Raw genomic sequence first — 16,525 nt, 5'->3', positions numbered from 1 at the left:
CGAATTCGCTACAGCACTATTCGGTAGTTAAAATGTAGTAAAGCCTAAAATATCCTGTAGACGGTATATAATATCTTTCCAAAATGTTGAATGATCTTCGTAAGCTGCTAGATCCAAGCTGTATTCAGCCCCCTGATTATTCCATAGCTTATCGAAATAGGCCGCAACCTGTCGGGTCAGCTTGCTGTCCGCCGGAGCGGCCACCCACAATTCATTTTCCAGATTCAAATCATCCAGATTACGGGGCGTCAGATTGGTAGAGCCACCCCAAATGATATGCTCTCCTTGCGCCTTGGCGATATAAATCAGTTTGGTATGGAATTGCTCATGGGTGGTATGATACCAGCGAATTTGAATGTTCCCGCCCGATTTATCGGACAACTCTTGGGCGACCGGACGATTGGGGATGCCGATTTTTTCCTGACCAAACGCGTTCTCATTGGGGTCCAGCAGTAATTGGATGTTTACACCGCGCGCAGAGGCATCCAGTAGGCTATTCAATACTTTGCGGTCAGCCAAATAAAACATGCCCATATGAATGCTGTCACCTTTCTTCGTCTGCCCGATGCCATCCAGAACCGAGGTGTACACCTTGCCCTCAGTTAGATATTTGATTCGATAGCTGTCCTTACTCGATGGAACTTTGGGTTCGGCCTGTGGTGTATAGGCAGGAAGCTGCCCACCGCCCGAAAAGTCCAACACCGCCTGTTCCGTTTGTAAAATGTCTCCGATGATGGGCCCCTTCACCTCCAGCGCTACATTGGAGTGGTAGGCGCTCGCGTCGTGCACATTGCCTGTAGAAATGAGCGCTGTCTGTTCGCTGACAACCAATTTTCGGTGATTGGCCTTGACGTTTAACAGCTTAAGATAGGAGCGAGCCGTAACATCCGGTCCGTCACTGGCCATCAGGTTGGGAATCCAGCCTGTGCCTTGCTGCCCGAACCATTGGAAGAAGGTACGCCACACCGCCGAATAGATGGGTGTAGAGTCCCGCAGGGGATCTACATCGGTCTGCACGACCTGAATCCCTGCTCGCTTCATATTTTCCAACAAAGGGTTGGGAGCAGAATTGTAGTTGGTATTGACTTCATCTGTAATGAAAAAGATAGGCATATCAGGATGAGCTTTCTTTTTGGCAATAAGATGATCGGTCATTTGTGCGCTAACTTGGGGGAAGTGCTGACCTTTATGCTTATAGTCGTTGAACAGAAACAGATCGATGACGATAAATTGCTCGGCTTCATCAATGATCCCGAGCATACGCTTCAAAATTTGTCCTTCATGCTGTGCAGTACTACCATCCCCGGTGGGATAGGTCAAATCCGTCCAGAAGTTTACCTCATGGGTTGAATACTCCTGGCTCTCATAAGAGACGAACGGAGGCAAGGGTTTATGGGTCTGATACAGCATGACGGCAATCAGCCAAAGGATAAGTACCAGAATGGCGATTTTAAGGGCACGGCCCTTATGCCTGGATTTTCTTTGATATTCCGGCTTAGAATGCAGCGGATCACGTGTAGTCATATGACGATCAACTCCTCAATTGGATGCTGCATTCCGTTTTACCGTGCCGGAACATGCAGTTTTATGATGGGATACTGTCAAGTTATTAACGCAAGTGTGCAGGATTGACGCGGATACTGAATGAAATGAAGGATGTTTTACTATTCGTTGAGGACATATGTCCTTTATAGAGAGTCTGCCCTATAATTTAATATATAGAAAAGTCATTTACATGGGGAGAATAACGATTTATGAGAGGAATCTTGTTTGCTTTTCTGGGAGGAGCGTGTATTACGCTACAAGGTGTAGCGAATACACGGATTAGTCAGGATATTGGTACATGGCAGGCTGCTGCTGTTACTCAGCTAATAGGGTTTATTTTGGCAGCATTAGTCTGGATGTTTACAAGGGATGGCAATGTGGCTGAAATGAAACAGGTGAAGCCAATGTATCTTTGGGGCGGTGCCTTTGCAGCTATTATTATATTTAGTGAAGTCACGGCGATCCAACATATTGGGGTTACGTTCACGATCTCGGCGTTGTTGATTGCGCAGTTGTGTTTAACCTTTCTGGTAGATATTAAGGGATGGTTCGGTATAGTGAAGCAAAAGATGAAGCTGCCACAATTTATAGGTATTGGTATGATGATCGCGGGTGTAATTATTCTGAAGCTTTAAAATAGAAATTTAACTTGTAAAGAAAGCTTAGAATGTAGAGATTGAAGGTGAGCTTAGGAATGAGAGAAATTCAGGATCAAGAGCAGCTCAAATATTTTTTGCAGCTGCATGAGTTGGAATCCATACTCTACGAGCCACTACATCCTTATTTGTCGTTGCATCGTTTGGAGCAAGGGGAAAAGCTCTGTTTACAGGGGGATCCCATTGAGCATCTATATATACTGGTGCAGGGCAAGGTCAAGATTTATACCAGTTCTACAGAAGGGAAAACCCTGATCCTTTGCTTCAAAACACCGATCGAGGTCATAGGAGATGTTGAATATATTCGGAATAGTCACGTCATCAACACGGTAGAGGCAGTGTCTCCGATCTATGTGATCGGTATTCACCACCAATGGATGAACAAATACGGCAAAGACTATGCTCCTTTGCTGCAATTTCTATTGGATGTTGTCACGCGAAAGTTTTGCCTGGACTCCGACTTTTCCAGTTTTAATCTCATGTATCCGGTGGAAGTCAGACTGGCGAGCTACCTGCTATCGGTTTCTTTTGACGAATCGAATACAGCTTTTCATGAGGAATTACGGGCATCCAGTCTGGTAGATGTGGCGAATTTGATCGGAACCAGCTATAGACATCTCAACCGTGTTATTCGCAAAATGATTGAAGATGGATGGGTTGAACGGACAAAAGGCTATATCGTCATTCGGGACAGAAAAGGTTTGAGTGAACTGGCAGGACATAATATTTATGAATCATTGTAATAGGAGCATGTAGTAAAAAACAGAAGAATATCAAGGATCATCAAGGGAGAGTTAACATATGTTATTAGGAATTGTATTGGCGGTTATCGCAGGTGCCTTGGTCAGTCTGCAAACGATATTCAATAATAAGGTGAATGAACGGACAGGATCGTGGGCCACAACAACATTGGTGCTGGGCACAGGGTTCTTGGCTTCCTTACTCGGGAGTCTTATTTTTGAAGGGAAAAATACATTTGCTTTACAGCATATGCAGCCGTGGTACTGGTTCAGTGGCATGATTGGTGTCGGTGTTGTGTTCTGTCTGGTACAAGGAATGAAGCGACTTGGCCCGACCTATGCGATCTCCATTGTATTGACAGCGCAATTAGGGACCGCCCTGTTGTGGGATTCATTAGGATGGCTAGGATTAGAGAAAATTCCGTTTACCATTAACAAGCTGATCGGTGTATTGGTCATTATCGGTGGTATTCTTGTGTTCAAATTTGGACACGGGCGTACGAAGGAGCAAGGAGAAAGCATTTCATCTGTACCTGATTCGATGAAGGGATAAAGGAGAATGTAATGACCTTTATCTTGCTGGGATAGGGATCATACTTTCGAGTAGGCATTTTGTAGAAAAGCTGCAGCTCAATTAGGGGCGGCTTTTCTGTAAAGTTTCCGAAATAACTGGTTTATTGCGTATTTTGAACATGATCTATGGGGGAGAAAAAATGTTCACGATCGTGTATATATTTTCCCATCCATGATACAATGAGAGTATCTTAAAATAACCACTTTAAGGGCATACGATATTTGTATAAGAGACGATAAATAGATCGGTTACCGTGTTCGGGAACGGTCTTATTTGTGCTTCTTGAACTTGATACAATAAACAGAGTGACTTTGGATGAGGTGGAACATAGATGAGTAGTACAGAGAATAAAAAAGGAGCACCTGACGGCTTTAACAGATCCGGCTCTTTGTTGCCTGCCGCGCGGACAGGCGAACGGAAGATTGAGCACGTCCGCCTTTGTTTGCAAGAAGATGTGGCCGGACAAGGTATCACCAGCGGGCTGGAGCGGTATGTCTTTAAGCACTGCGCTCTGCCGGAGTTGCATTTTGACGAGGTTCGCCTTGATACTACTTTTTTAGGACAGGCTGTACGAACACCGTTGCTTATTAGCTCCATGACAGGCGGCAGCGCCGAGACAGGAGCGATTAATGAGCGATTAGCAGAGACAGCGGAGAGACGCGGCTGGGCATTGGGCATCGGCTCGGTACGGGCTGCGGTGGAAAGGGAAGAATTGGCTCCAACCTTTGCAGTCCGCCGTCTGGCACCCAGTATCCCGATCCTTGCCAATCTGGGTGCGGTGCAGCTGAACTACGGATTTGGCGTGGACGATTGTCGCCGTGCAGTAGACATTGCTGGAGCAGATATGTTGGTGCTGCATTTGAACGGATTGCAGGAGATTTTCCAACCCGAAGGGAATTTGGATTTTAGCGGCCTGCTTAATCGTATCGAGGAGTTGTGTCGTCAGCTTTCAGTGCCTGTAGGAGTGAAGGAAGTAGGTTGGGGCATAGATGGCGAGACGGCATCAAGACTGTATGATGCGGGTGCAGCCTTTATTGATGTCGCTGGTGCAGGCGGGACAAGCTGGAGCCAAGTGGAGAAATTTCGTAACCCTGATCCTGTGCGTCGCGCGGCGGCGGAGGCGTTTGCGGACTGGGGCAATTCGACCGCTGATTGTATCGTGGAAGTCAGAGCCGCTCAGCCACATGGTGCTCTGATCGGCAGCGGTGGACTGAGAGACGGTGTCAATGCAGCGAAGGTGCTTGCTTTGGGAGCTGACATGGCAGGCTTCGGGCGTTCTTTGCTCGGTTCTGCGGTTGCCTCTAGTGAAGCGCTGGAGGCACGTTTGGAGCAGGTCGAACTGGAACTCCGCACGGTCATGTTTGGCATTGGGATAGATGGAATAGAAGGGCTCAAAGATACGACTCGACTAAGAAAGAAGGTAAATGGATGAGCGGACTTATTACATTGGTTCCGATGAATGCGGAGCAATATGATCGATTTGAACAACGCTCGCTTGCCGACTATGCGGATGAGAAAATCCAAGCAGGTACATGGACGGTTGAAGAAGCACCAGAGCGAGCGGCAGAAAGTTTTGCTCAATACCTGCCACAGAGACTAGACACACCTCATGCTCACCTGTATATGTTGATGTTTTCCGATGACGGGGGGCAGAGTCAGGAGGAAGCTGGCTACATCTGGTTCAATATTACGGACGGCGTGCAAGGAGAAGAAGCTTTTCTACTGGATATCCTTGTATACGATTCATACCAGGGGAGGGGTCTAGGTACGATGGCGATGGAGGCTTTGGAACAGGAGGCTCGCAGGCTGGGAGCTGTCCGCATCGGGTTGCATGTATTTGGGCATAATGAGCGAGCTTTGCATGTATATCGCAAGTCGGGCTATCGGATTACAGATATCCAGATGAGCAAAGAAATCTAAATAGGGATATAGTAAAATCCTGAATTCCATAACCGTATGCTTGCCGCGTGTATAGGTTCTCATATATAATGTGGGTTGGTAAACTAACGGATGGCATAACGCATATTTTATATAAACGGGAGTTGTTCTGATTATGGCTTTAAAAGCGGGGATTGTGGGCTTGCCGAACGTGGGCAAATCAACACTTTTTAACGCAATAACGCAGGCGGGTGCGGAATCCGCAAACTATCCATTTTGTACGATTGACCCCAATGTAGGCGTCGTTGAAGTACCGGACGAGCGGCTGGATAAGTTGACCGAACTGGTTGTGCCGAATAAAACGGTGCCAACGGCTTTTGAATTTGTTGATATTGCAGGACTTGTGCGCGGTGCGAGCAAGGGCGAGGGTCTGGGTAACAAGTTTCTGGCTCATATTCGTGAAGTGGATGCGATTGTACATGTGGTACGTTGCTTTGAAGATGAGAACATTACCCATGTAGACGGCAAAATTGACCCGATCAGCGACATTCAGACCATTAATTTGGAACTGATTCTGGCGGATATCGAAAGCGTAGACAAGCGTATTGAACGTTCCCGCAAAAACATGAAGGGTGGCAACAAGCAGTACACCCAAGAAGTTGAAGTGCTGGAGCGGATCAAGGAAACGCTATATGCTGATAAACCTGCGCGTAGCTTAGAATTGTCGGATGAAGAACGGCTGATTGTACGCGATCTTCATTTGCTGACGATGAAGCCTGTACTCTACGCCGCTAATGTTAGCGAAGATGGTGTAACGGAAGCCGACAGCAATCCATATGTGCAAAAGGTACGCGATTTTGCTGTGGCTGAAAATGCAGAAGTGGTGCCGATTAGCGCCAAGGTAGAATCTGAAATTGCTGAGCTGGAAGGCGAAGACAAGGCGATGTTCCTCGAGGAGCTGGGATTGGCTGAATCCGGATTGAACCGTTTGATTAAAGCAGCATATCGCTTGTTGGGCCTGTATACGTATTTCACAGCAGGTGTGCAGGAAGTACGCGCTTGGACGATTCACAAAGGAACGAAGGCACCGGGTGCTGCGGGCGTAATTCATACGGATTTTGAACGCGGATTTATTCGTGCCGAGGTTGTATCCTACAACGATTTAGTCGCTGCTGGTTCGATGAACGGGGCCAAGGAACGGGGGCAGCTTCGTCTGGAAGGTAAGGAATATGTAGTGCAGGACGGAGACGTTATGCATTTCCGTTTTAATGTTTAATATAAAATTTCTAGAGTACAATACTCGATTCGGATATATAAAAGACGATGTCTCAAGTATGTGTGTTCTAAAATGTGCTAGATAATGCGGTCGCTGCCTATATTAGGCGGCGACTTTTTTTATTGAATTACATGTCGTGTGGATTTTTGCAAAATCCTAAATTAGTCAGTATTTCTTGTAGCTAATTCATGAATTAGTTGGTATAATAAAGAGCTGTAGCCAGTGAAATTGAAGCTGGCTTCATATTAATTTAACTGAAGAGGTGAATCGCTTGTTGGACCGATTGCAATCATTGGCGGACCGCTACGATAAACTGAGCGAACTGCTCTGCGATCCGGATGTAGCGAACGATAGCAAAAAACTTAGAGATTATTCCAAAGAACAGTCTGATTTACAGCCTGCTTATGAAGCATATACCGAATATAAAAATGTCGTTGAAGAGCTGGAAGCTGCAAAAACCATGCAGGGTGAAAAGCTGGACGACGAGATGCGTGAAATGGTCAAAATGGAGATTGAAGAACTGAGTGTTCGTAAGCGGGAGCTGGATGAAAAAATCCGTATTTTGCTGCTGCCGAAGGACCCGAATGATGATAAGAACGTTATTATTGAGATTCGTGGGGCAGCGGGTGGTGACGAAGCGGCACTATTCGCAGCTGATTTGTACCGGATGTATACCCGTTATGCCGATACCCAAGGCTGGCGTGTAGAGCTGATGGACGCGAACATGAATGATCTCGGGGGCTTTAAAGAGGTTATTTTCATGATTAACGGCCGCGGTGCATACAGCAAAATGAAATTCGAAAGCGGCGCACACCGCGTCCAGCGGATTCCGACGACGGAATCAGGTGGACGTATTCATACATCGACATCTACAGTATCCGTTATGCCTGAGGCAGAAGAAGTGGATATTGAAATTTCCGACAAGGATATTCGCGTGGATACGTTCTGTTCCAGCGGTGCGGGCGGACAATCCGTTAATACGACCAAGTCGGCGGTGCGTGTAACGCATATGCCAACAGGTATTATGGCAACCTGTCAGGACGGAAAATCCCAGAACTCCAATAAGGAGAAGGCGCTGCAAGTTTTGCGTGCCCGTATTTCGGATATGTTGCGTCAGGAAGAGGAGGCCAAATATGCAGGCGAGCGTAAGAGCAAAGTAGGTACCGGGGACCGCAGTGAGCGTATCCGTACCTACAACTTTCCGCAAAGCCGTGTAACGGATCATCGTATTGGACTAACTATGCATAAGCTGGACCAGGTGATGAACGGGGAGATCGAAGAAATCGTATCGGCGCTCACGATTGCAGAGCAGGCTGATTTGATGGAACAAGAGGTTTAAGTTTTGGGGAACGAGCGCGATTGTGTGTATCGGATGTCGCCGGAACGAAACATGAGTGTCAGAGAAGCCTTGGTTGAGGCTTCTTCTTTTTTAGGAAGCTGTGGCGTTCTGGAGCCCCAGCATAATGCCCGTTTGTTGCTGGAGCATGTGCTCGGATTGGAAGGTACGGCGTTTTACGCCGCTCTGGGTGATCCGTTCCCTTCCACCGCCAAGGAGGCGTGGGAACGGATCATAGCCCGCAAAGCTGCGGGTGAACCGGCGCAGTATATTATCGGACGGCAGGAATTTTATGGCCGCCCGTTCGCGGTTTCGCCGTCGGTGCTGATTCCGCGCCCCGAGACAGAACTGCTCGTCGAGGCGATACTCCAGCACGGCGATCGGCTGTGGCCAAGCGGTGCTCCTCAGGCGCTCGACATCGGCGCGGGCAGCGGTGCGATTGCCGTGACGCTGGCGGCTGAGCGACCGAGCTGGCGCGTAGCGGCAGGGGATATTTCGGCTGCCGCGTTAAAAGTAGCGGCTTATAACGCTGCTGCGAACGGCGCAGCCGTAGAATTCCGCGAGGGCGATCTGCTGGCGCCATTTGCGGGAACGACGGTGGACATTCTCGTGTCCAACCCGCCGTACATCCCGGCTGCTGACATCGCTGGCCTACAGCCGGAGGTCCGCGACCACGAGCCACGGATGGCGTTAGATGGTGGTCCTGACGGGCTCGGCCCGTATCGGGCAATGCTGGAGCAGCTCGGACTCCTTCAGACTCCGCCCCGGCTAATCGGGTTTGAGCTGGGGATGGGACAGGCCAGAGACGTGGCTGGCCTGCTGGAACAGGCAGGTCATTGGAAGGATATTATAATCGTTCCTGACCTTGCAGGGATTGAACGACATGTCCTAGGCGTCTCGGAGTAGTGGTGTATTTTCTTTTTGCGAGTCTTTCCTTTAGAATAAGAGGAGTATGACCGAGAAACGGCTCAGGGGGAAATCATGCTTCAGAAATTGAAAAAAATTGACGGTCCGGTTATCTTTATTCTGGTTTTGCTCATGGCGATTAGTATCATAACGGTATACAGCGCAGGTAGGGGCCCTACGAACTTGGCAGAGCACGGCAACGACTATCAAAAGATGATCGGGTATTATATATTGGGTTTTGTGGCGATCTTGGGTTTAGCGATGGTCGATTTTCGGATATTCATTAAAAAAGCCCTGTACGTATATGGAGGCGGAATATTCCTGTTGGGTCTCGGATTTTTTGGTGGGACGGTTAACAACTCTCAGGGCTTTCTGAAAATTGGTGGCTTGAATCTTCAGCCTGCCGAGGTATTCAAGCTGGTTCTTATCATTTTTCTGACTTATATGCTGATCAAAAAGCGCAAGAGCAGGCTGTATTTCATTCAGGATGTTCTTCCAGTGGCTCTGGTGAGCTTTGTCCCGTTTGCCATGGTTATGGCACAAAATGACTTGGGTAATGCGCTTGGTTACATTGTCATCGTCATTGGTATGCTATGGATTGGTAATGTGAAGGCATCCCATGCGTTAATCGGATTCATCGTATTTGCAGTCGCCGTTGGCGGCGGGATCAAAGCTTATATTTCGTTTCACGATGAGATTGATTCCTTTATGAAGGGGATTGGCCGTAGTCACTGGGTTGAGCGGTTGGACCCTTGGTTGGTACCGGAAGAGGCAACCGCGAAGGCGTCTTATCATACCAAAAATGCCAAGCTGGCGATAGCCTCTGGCGGGATGATGGGCAAGGGCTTTTTGCAAGGAACCTCGGTACAGTCCGGGCGTGTTCCTTATACGTATGCGGATTCTATTTTTGTGGTCGTAGCGGAGGAATTTGGCTTTGTAGGCTCTTCAGTGCTACTATTGTTATATTTTATTTTGATTCACCGAATGATCCTGATTTCGCTGGAATGCCGGGATCGCGCCGGACCGTATATTATTGTCGGGATTGTGTCCATGTTACTGTATCAGATTTTTGAGAATATTGGTGCGTTTCTGGGCATTATGCCGCTTACAGGGATTACACTCCCGTTCATAAGTTATGGTGGTACCTCGTTGCTTATTAACATGGCTAGTATCGGCTTGGTTATGAGCATTAAGGTGCACGGCCAAGAGCTGGAGGATGATCTGCCACAGCCTTCCAGATTGAACTTGACGAAGGCGAAAAAAGCCTAGTACAGGTGGATTGTGGCTAGATACTGATTGGTATTTGTGTGTGAGTTGAAACGGTGCAACGCGAGAGTCCAGATTGTGAAATCTGGGCTTTTTTATATTCCTCGGCGAGGGTCAGAAGCTTGGTGTAGCATGATTCGAGGGTGTATTGAAGAAAATCTGTAAAGTGGTTATGAATATTTTACAAGACTTATAGGTTTAGACTCTCCCAAACCGGACAAACTGATAGACATGATAGAGTTTGGGTTTGGGGGGACGAAGATGAGAAGTTGGGTAAAGCAAGCTGCAATGATATTATTTTGTATTTCGATATTAATGATGTCTTGGGAAGGTCAAAAAACGGATGCTGCTATGACCACTGGAACAAGAGGAACCTTAGCATCAGGAGTGACTACAACAGGGCTGGAAGTGATTCCACACGACTCCATTCGACTGCGTATTTTGGCCAATTCGGATCGCCCGGAGGATCAGCTGGTTAAACGCGAAATACGGGACGCTATTGTGCAGCAGATGAATGCCTGGGTGGGTGAGCTGGAAAACCCGCAAAGCTTAGACCAAGCCAGATCATTGATTGATGCTCATTTACCTGAAATTGACCGTTTGGTAGGTACGGAACTGGCTCGTCGCGGCATTGCGTATGATCATCAGGTGGAACTGGCGAGCGTACCTTTCCCGACGAAAATGTACGGTGGTCTTGTCTACCCGGCAGGGAATTATGAAGCGCTACGGGTTACGCTGGGGCAAGGAAAAGGTCAAAATTGGTGGTGCGTGCTGTTTCCTCCGCTGTGCTTTATTGATGCAGGCAGTGGGGAAGCAGCGGCACAAACGGTATCAGCAAAAACGGATCATGGAGATAGTCGGACGAATACCACTGACAAGGAGCCGGAAGTGCGTTTTTTTCTGTGGGATGCACTTGCGGGACTGTGCAGCTGGGTGAGTGGCTTGTTTGCCTAAACGTTGAGGAGTGTAAGTTTCCCCATATGCTATAATGGAGCTTACGATAGATATACACATGGCAGGGCCAAATAAACTGATCTTTCAAAGTAGCCTTATAGGATCAAGCGAAATCACTGGCCTGTATACGACAATAAGATATGGGATGATCTGATATGAGTGATAAATTGAATCAAATGCAAGACTTGCGCGGAGATTTTGTGCAAAAGGAAAAATCGGAGCAAAAGCTGGACGAACAGGGGAATTGCGAGCTGAAGCAGGCATTGAAGTCTTCCCATACCCAATGGTGGGATGTCAGATGTTTGGTTCCTGTGAACAACACTGACGGGGGTGTTTCTGACGAAACTTCGGCTGAACAGACTCGGATCGCGGCGGAAAAAGGCATACGCGAGGCTGCTGTACTCCTCCAAGCTGGAGAGACGGTAGCCTTTCCTACGGAGACCGTGTACGGACTGGGAGCCGATGCTCGTAGTACAAAAGCGGTGGAGGCGGTATTCGCTGCCAAAGGACGCCCTTCCGATAACCCGCTCATTGTACATGTTTCTGATGCTGATCAATTAGAGGGTATGGTAGCAGAAATAAACGATACAGCCCGGGCGCTGATGAATATGTTCTGGCCGGGGCCGCTGACTCTCGTATTACCAGTGGTACCGCAGGCATTGTCATCGCGTGTAACGGCCGGGCTGGACACGGTTGGTGTGCGCATGCCAGATCATCCGATAGCGCTGCGCTTGATCGCTGAAGCGGGTTGTCCGTTGGCTGCGCCAAGCGCCAATCGTTCGGGAAGACCCAGTCCCACCCTTGCACAGCATGTGCGGGAGGATCTGGAGGGCCGCATCGGCGGCATTTTAGACGGAGGCCCCACAGGGGTGGGGCTGGAGTCCACGGTGGTGCAGGCGGCTGACGACGGAACGGTCACCATCCTGCGCCCCGGCGGCGTGACGGCTGAGCAGCTCGCTGCAGTTGCTCGCGCCGTCGTGCTGGACCGGGCGCTGGCCGCTACGCCCGGGGAGGATACCGACAGCCCGGCGCCGCGCTCGCCGGGCATGAAGTACACGCACTACGCGCCGCGAGGCCGCTTGAGCGTGGTACAAGGCCCGTCGTCCGTTGAGGTGACGGGCTGGATTCGCGCCGCGCTGGCGGAGGCTTCCGCCAGCGGAGAGCGCACAGCAGTGCTCGCGTTCGACGAGCATGCCGCCGGCTACGCCGGAGAACGCGTCTACACGCTAGGCAAGCTAGACGCGCTCCATGAGGCAGCGCAGCGCCTGTACGGCGTGCTGCGCCGCTGCGACGAGGACGGCGTCACCTACATTTTGGCGGAATCCTGTCCGCCGAAAGGATTGGGCGACGCCGTTATGAACCGCCTGCTTAAAGCGGCAGGTCACCGAATCGTCCGCTTGTAGCTTCTGTCGAATCAGAGCCTCTTATAGTGCGTGTTCAAAAAGTCGGCTTTTCAGGACCGAGAAGGCTGGATGAAGCTAGGGACTGAGTAGCGGAGCGTAGATAGATCTACGTGAGCAACGGAAGGCCCGGCTGAATTCAAGATTCGACGTCGAATCCGCTTCTTGAATAGCTTCGTTATGGAAAGACGACTTTTTGAACAACCTCTTATATTAAATTTTCCTCCCTCCTCTTCTCGGTATGGGGTACTTTCAGTGCATGCTTGTACTGATTTGCCCCTTGTCCGCATAACGTGTACAAGAACAGACGGATAATGGAGGGATGGAGTATGCTGGCAGCCTCTGCCCATGCCGGGCAGGTTGTAACGATTCTGATCATGGCGGTAGCGCTAGGAATGGATGCGTTATCGCTGGGCGTAGGGATCGGCATGAAGGGGATACGCCTGCGAGACGTGCTGCGCATCAGCACTGTTATTGGCTTTTTTCACATTCTGATGCCATTGCTGGGAATTTTCACGGGCCATTATATGAGTTCTTTATTAGGTCATGTGACGACCTACTTCGCAGGGGGGCTACTCATCCTTTTAGGCGGGCATATGGTGTATAATTCCTTCAAAGGGGACGGCGTACAGGTATTGGATCATCGTTCGCCTTTAGGTCTTTTGCTGTTTGCACTTGGGGTGAGCGTGGATTCATTTTCTGTAGGAGTGTCACTGGGGATGTTCCAGAGTGATCTGGTGCTGTCTGTTCTGGCATTTGGTTTTTGCGGGGGAGCAATGGCGATGTTGGGCCTGCTGTTGGGTCGCAAGGTCAGCCGCAATCTAGGAGATTACGGGGAAGCAGTGGGCGGTGCCATTTTGCTGGCATTCGGCTTTATGTTTATGTTTTGATTTTAGCTCAGACAGTGTAAAATAAGTGCAGGGTTAAAGTAAGGGATTAGGATTATAGTAATCCTCTGTTTATATATTTTTTAACATACGGGGGGTGAAAACGTTGAAGAATATCTTATTTGTATGCACAGGGAATACCTGTCGTAGTCCAATGGCTGAAGGGATGCTGCGTAAGTTGGCTGCTGAGCATGGACTAGAACTGGAAGTGCGTTCTGCGGGAGTGGCAGCGATGGAAGGCACGCCGATATCCCGACATGCAGAGGCGGTTCTACGTGATCACGATATATCCGATCAGATCACTTCAACCCCTTTGAGCGACGGGCTTGCCGGGTGGGCACATCTGATCTTAACCTTGACGCAAGGACATAAACAGCACGTAATTCAGCGCTTTCCCCAAACGGCGGGCAAAGTATTTACGCTTAAGGAATATGTGGAGAACCGGGATGCGGTGTTGAATGATGTACAGGAGTTGGACGGTTTATATGCTTCACAGCAGTTGATGGCTTCACTTGGACAAGAGCTATCGGCGCAGGAGCGTGAACGAATGATTGAATTACACCAACGGATTCCGGGCTTTGATATTTCAGATCCGTTTGGCGGTTCGCGAGAAGACTACGATGTCACAGCTGCGGAAATCCGCACGGCGCTGCATAAGCTGCTGGACAAGCTAAAGGCCTCTTCCGAATAAAATCGCTCTTACTCATCTATTTTGTACGGAATCTGTTGATTTTCGACGGTTAATCCGTTAAGATAAGGTGGAAAAATGAGAATCCGATGTAACTGGCGACAAAAGTGGGATTAACCACGATGGAGCATCGGATATACGGCCGGTCGCCTGGGCAAAAGAGCAATTCCACATAGGTGTGGACTGCTCTTTTTTCATATACAAGTTATGCCAGATGTTTAGCTGAGGGTTGATTCCTTCAAAGGTTCTTCCATTTTTTCTGCTCGAAATCTGAAACATCGGCTATAATATAGTGAGATTGTGATCAGGAGAGAGTGTGTTGAACTTGGGGCATGAGACCGTGCCTAGTCTCTGAGAGGCTGTTCAACCAAAGGAGGTTCCAATGGTGGGACAATTGGATCATGAGATTTCGCTAGAAGCACAGACCACTTCTGTTGTGCGGGAAATCGCAGAAGCAGCCAGTCTCAGGGCTGGTCGCCTGCTGGTTATCGGCGTTAGCACAAGTGAAGTGGCTGGAAGTCGAATTGGCACGGCGGGAGCGCTCGATGTGGCTCAACAACTGTTATCTGGAGTAGAGTCCGTTCGCAGGCAGTATGGCTTTGATGTAGCGTTTCAATGCTGTGAGCATTTGAACCGAGCGTTGGTCGTTGAACGGGCTGTACTGGAGCGACTGGGACTGATGGAGGTTGCGGCTGTTCCTGTTCGTACAGCAGGAGGCTCTATGGCTACCGTCGCCTATCGTTCTATGAGCGACGCGTGTTTGGCGGCGAACGTGCAGGCTCATGCCGGGTTAGACATCGGCGAAACGCTGATTGGCATGCATCTGCGACCGATTGCTGTTCCGTTTCGCCCAAGCCTTCGCTGGATTGGCGAAGCACGTGTGACAGCGGCGTTCACCCGTCCTCCACTTATTGGCGGACAACGGGCGGTGTACAGTCTGGAGCAAGAAGTCGGCGGAAACTGCGATTAGCATTTGGCATGGCGGCATGTTTGTACTAATCGTTTTTGCAATGATGATGAGGTACCCAACAGAGGAGCAGGCGTTAGCTTGTATACCCAACAATTGACTATGGAGAGGGAGTAATCAATCATGATGGAACACCTGCGTAAAAGTGACCCAGCAGTGATGGAAGCAATGGGACTTGAACTGAAACGACAACGCCACAATATCGAGCTAATCGCATCCGAGAACATTGTCAGTGAAGCAGTAATGGAAGCCATGGGCTCCGTGCTGACGAATAAATATGCTGAAGGTTACCCAAACAAACGCTACTATGGTGGCTGTGAGCATGTAGATATCGTTGAAGACATCGCACGTGACCGAGCAAAAGAACTGTTCGGCGCTGAGCATGCTAACGTGCAGCCTCACTCTGGAGCACAAGCCAACATGGCGGTGTATCTGGCAGCTCTCAAACCTGGAGATACTGTACTGGGTATGAATCTGGCGCATGGTGGCCATTTAACACACGGAAGTCCGGTTAACGCTTCCGGCTTGTTGTATAACTTTGCTGCCTATGGTGTGCGCGAAGACAACTTCCGCATCGACTACGATGAAGTGCGCAAGGCAGCCTTCAAGCACCGCCCTCGTCTGATTGTAGCTGGCGCGAGTGCATATCCGCGTACTATTGATTTTGAAGCTTTTGCTTCCATTGCCAATGATGTAGGTGCTTTGTTCATGGTGGATATGGCACATATCGCAGGTCTTGTGGCAGCGGGAATTCACCCAAGTCCAGTTCCGCATGCCCAATTTGTAACAACAACGACACACAAAACGCTGCGTGGTCCGCGTGGGGGTCTGATTCTGACTCGCAAAGCATGGGCGCAAGCGATTGATAAAGCTATTTTCCCTGGTACTCAAGGGGGGCCACTGATGCATGTGATCGCGTCCAAAGCGGTTGCTTTGGGTGAAGCGCTCCAGCCATCGTTCAAAACCTATGCGCAAAATGTAGTCCGCAACGCACAGGTGCTGGCTGAAACACTGTTGGCTGAGGGGATTAACATTGTATCCGGTGGTACGGATAACCATCTGATGCTGTTGGATACGCGCAATTTGAATATCACAGGTAAAGAAGCGGAGCATGTATTGGATTCCGTGGGCATCACGGTCAATAAAAATGCGATTCCTTTTGATCCGACCAGTCCATTCGTAACAAGCGGGATTCGTATTGGTACACCTGCTGCAACATCTCGTGGGATGGATGAAGAGGCTATGGTCAAAATCGGTAAAATCATTGCTGAAACCCTTAAAAACCCGAAAGATGATACTGTATTGTCCAAAGCAAGCCAAGCGGTTGGTGAGTTAACAGATAAGTTCCCGATTTATTCAGGAACTCAATACTAATTCATCGACATTCATAATCTTTATGTTATAGGCTGTTTTCCTTCCGTAAGCCGGAGGAGAACAGCCTTTTTTTGCTTC

Annotated in this window: 16 protein-coding genes and 1 riboswitch; of the genes, 15 read left to right on the top strand and 1 reads right to left on the bottom strand. The window is 49.1% G+C overall.

The features are described 5' to 3' along the window. Window positions 1-27 precede the first annotated feature (27 nt). On the bottom strand, window positions 28-1,524 hold the full coding sequence (locus NSS94_RS22855; protein WP_069010025.1) for a phospholipase D family protein: 1,497 nt from the start codon (window positions 1,522-1,524) through the stop codon (window positions 28-30). Window positions 1,525-1,754: 230 nt separating this feature from the next. On the opposite strand from NSS94_RS22855, the gene NSS94_RS22850 reads away from it, so the two are divergent. The 15 genes from NSS94_RS22850 to glyA all read left to right on the top strand — a co-directional run bounded on the left by NSS94_RS22850 (window position 1,755) and on the right by glyA (window position 16,447). Further along, window positions 1,755-2,180 (top strand): DMT family transporter, encoded by a 426-nt coding sequence (locus NSS94_RS22850; protein WP_069010024.1) that lies wholly within the window; start codon window positions 1,755-1,757, stop codon window positions 2,178-2,180. 59 nt (window positions 2,181-2,239) lie between these two features. Next, window positions 2,240-2,944, top strand: a complete 705-nt coding sequence (locus NSS94_RS22845) for a Crp/Fnr family transcriptional regulator (RefSeq protein WP_029518525.1) — start codon at window positions 2,240-2,242, stop codon at window positions 2,942-2,944. A 58-nt stretch (window positions 2,945-3,002) separates the two neighbouring features. After that, the gene (locus tag NSS94_RS22840; protein WP_318627943.1) at window positions 3,003-3,494 is read left to right on the top strand and encodes a DMT family transporter; all 492 of its coding nucleotides are present in this window, start codon (window positions 3,003-3,005) and stop codon (window positions 3,492-3,494) included. 352 nt (window positions 3,495-3,846) lie between these two features. Next, window positions 3,847-4,947 (top strand): type 2 isopentenyl-diphosphate Delta-isomerase, encoded by a 1,101-nt coding sequence (gene fni, locus NSS94_RS22835; RefSeq protein WP_341040191.1) that lies wholly within the window; start codon window positions 3,847-3,849, stop codon window positions 4,945-4,947. Then, complete coding sequence (locus tag NSS94_RS22830) at window positions 4,944-5,435, top strand: GNAT family N-acetyltransferase (protein ID WP_029518522.1); 492 nt, start codon at window positions 4,944-4,946, stop codon at window positions 5,433-5,435. The genes fni and NSS94_RS22830 overlap by 4 nt, the downstream gene beginning before the upstream one ends. A 133-nt stretch (window positions 5,436-5,568) precedes the next feature. Then, complete coding sequence (gene ychF / locus NSS94_RS22825; RefSeq protein ID WP_013312345.1) at window positions 5,569-6,669, top strand: redox-regulated ATPase YchF; 1,101 nt, start codon at window positions 5,569-5,571, stop codon at window positions 6,667-6,669. 271 nt (window positions 6,670-6,940) lie between these two features. Then, a complete protein-coding gene (gene prfA, locus NSS94_RS22820; protein ID WP_013312344.1) occupies window positions 6,941-8,008 on the top strand; it encodes a peptide chain release factor 1 in 1,068 nt (355 codons plus the stop codon). Window positions 8,009-8,011: 3 nt separating this feature from the next. Further along, window positions 8,012-8,911, top strand: a complete 900-nt coding sequence (gene prmC, locus NSS94_RS22815; RefSeq protein WP_340886632.1) for a peptide chain release factor N(5)-glutamine methyltransferase — start codon at window positions 8,012-8,014, stop codon at window positions 8,909-8,911. Between the two features lie 75 nt (window positions 8,912-8,986). Continuing rightward, on the top strand, window positions 8,987-10,180 hold the full coding sequence (locus tag NSS94_RS22810) for an FtsW/RodA/SpoVE family cell cycle protein (protein ID WP_029518520.1): 1,194 nt from the start codon (window positions 8,987-8,989) through the stop codon (window positions 10,178-10,180). 258 nt (window positions 10,181-10,438) lie between these two features. Beyond that, window positions 10,439-11,131 carry a stage II sporulation protein R gene (spoIIR, locus tag NSS94_RS22805; RefSeq protein ID WP_341040190.1) on the top strand — a complete coding sequence of 231 codons (693 nt, stop codon included), beginning with the start codon at window positions 10,439-10,441 and terminating at the stop codon, window positions 11,129-11,131. 155 nt (window positions 11,132-11,286) lie between these two features. Beyond that, window positions 11,287-12,534, top strand: a complete 1,248-nt coding sequence (locus NSS94_RS22800) for an L-threonylcarbamoyladenylate synthase (RefSeq protein ID WP_341040189.1) — start codon at window positions 11,287-11,289, stop codon at window positions 12,532-12,534. A 326-nt stretch (window positions 12,535-12,860) separates the two neighbouring features. Beyond that, on the top strand, window positions 12,861-13,421 hold the full coding sequence (locus NSS94_RS22795) for a manganese efflux pump MntP (protein ID WP_029518517.1): 561 nt from the start codon (window positions 12,861-12,863) through the stop codon (window positions 13,419-13,421). Window positions 13,422-13,524: 103 nt separating this feature from the next. Next, window positions 13,525-14,109 (top strand): low molecular weight protein arginine phosphatase, encoded by a 585-nt coding sequence (locus NSS94_RS22790; RefSeq protein ID WP_029518516.1) that lies wholly within the window; start codon window positions 13,525-13,527, stop codon window positions 14,107-14,109. 78 nt (window positions 14,110-14,187) lie between these two features. Beyond that, window positions 14,188-14,269, top strand: a riboswitch (ZMP/ZTP riboswitch). Window positions 14,270-14,488: 219 nt separating this feature from the next. After that, window positions 14,489-15,076 (top strand): TIGR01440 family protein, encoded by a 588-nt coding sequence (locus NSS94_RS22785; RefSeq protein ID WP_341040188.1) that lies wholly within the window; start codon window positions 14,489-14,491, stop codon window positions 15,074-15,076. Window positions 15,077-15,196: 120 nt separating this feature from the next. Further along, on the top strand, window positions 15,197-16,447 hold the full coding sequence (gene glyA / locus NSS94_RS22780; protein WP_165146166.1) for a serine hydroxymethyltransferase: 1,251 nt from the start codon (window positions 15,197-15,199) through the stop codon (window positions 16,445-16,447). The last annotated feature ends 78 nt before the right edge of the window (window positions 16,448-16,525 follow it).

This window comes from Paenibacillus sp. FSL L8-0644 (assembly GCF_038008165.1).
Lineage (GTDB): Bacteria > Bacillota > Bacilli > Paenibacillales > Paenibacillaceae > Paenibacillus > Paenibacillus polymyxa_D.
Note: the sequence above shows the minus strand (reverse complement) of the source record. Positions and strands in the feature narration are given on the sequence as shown.

Bases quoted from the DNA above. Each gene is read 5' to 3' on its own strand.
- glyA (WP_165146166.1), top strand. From the start codon at position 15,197: ATGATGGAACACCTGCGTAAAAGTGACCCAGCAGTGATGGAAGCAATG.
- fni (WP_341040191.1), top strand. From the start codon at position 3,847: ATGAGTAGTACAGAGAATAAAAAAGGAGCACCTGACGGCTTTAACAGA.
- NSS94_RS22850 (WP_069010024.1), top strand. From the start codon at position 1,755: ATGAGAGGAATCTTGTTTGCTTTTCTGGGAGGAGCGTGTATTACGCTA.
- NSS94_RS22810 (WP_029518520.1), top strand. From the start codon at position 8,987: ATGCTTCAGAAATTGAAAAAAATTGACGGTCCGGTTATCTTTATTCTG.
- NSS94_RS22845 (WP_029518525.1), top strand. From the start codon at position 2,240: ATGAGAGAAATTCAGGATCAAGAGCAGCTCAAATATTTTTTGCAGCTG.
- ychF (WP_013312345.1), top strand. From the start codon at position 5,569: ATGGCTTTAAAAGCGGGGATTGTGGGCTTGCCGAACGTGGGCAAATCA.
- NSS94_RS22800 (WP_341040189.1), top strand. From the start codon at position 11,287: ATGAGTGATAAATTGAATCAAATGCAAGACTTGCGCGGAGATTTTGTG.
- NSS94_RS22840 (WP_318627943.1), top strand. From the start codon at position 3,003: ATGTTATTAGGAATTGTATTGGCGGTTATCGCAGGTGCCTTGGTCAGT.
- spoIIR (WP_341040190.1), top strand. From the start codon at position 10,439: ATGAGAAGTTGGGTAAAGCAAGCTGCAATGATATTATTTTGTATTTCG.
- NSS94_RS22795 (WP_029518517.1), top strand. From the start codon at position 12,861: ATGCTGGCAGCCTCTGCCCATGCCGGGCAGGTTGTAACGATTCTGATC.
- NSS94_RS22855 (WP_069010025.1), bottom strand. From the start codon at position 1,524: ATGACTACACGTGATCCGCTGCATTCTAAGCCGGAATATCAAAGAAAA.
- NSS94_RS22785 (WP_341040188.1), top strand. From the start codon at position 14,489: ATGGTGGGACAATTGGATCATGAGATTTCGCTAGAAGCACAGACCACT.
- NSS94_RS22830 (WP_029518522.1), top strand. From the start codon at position 4,944: ATGAGCGGACTTATTACATTGGTTCCGATGAATGCGGAGCAATATGAT.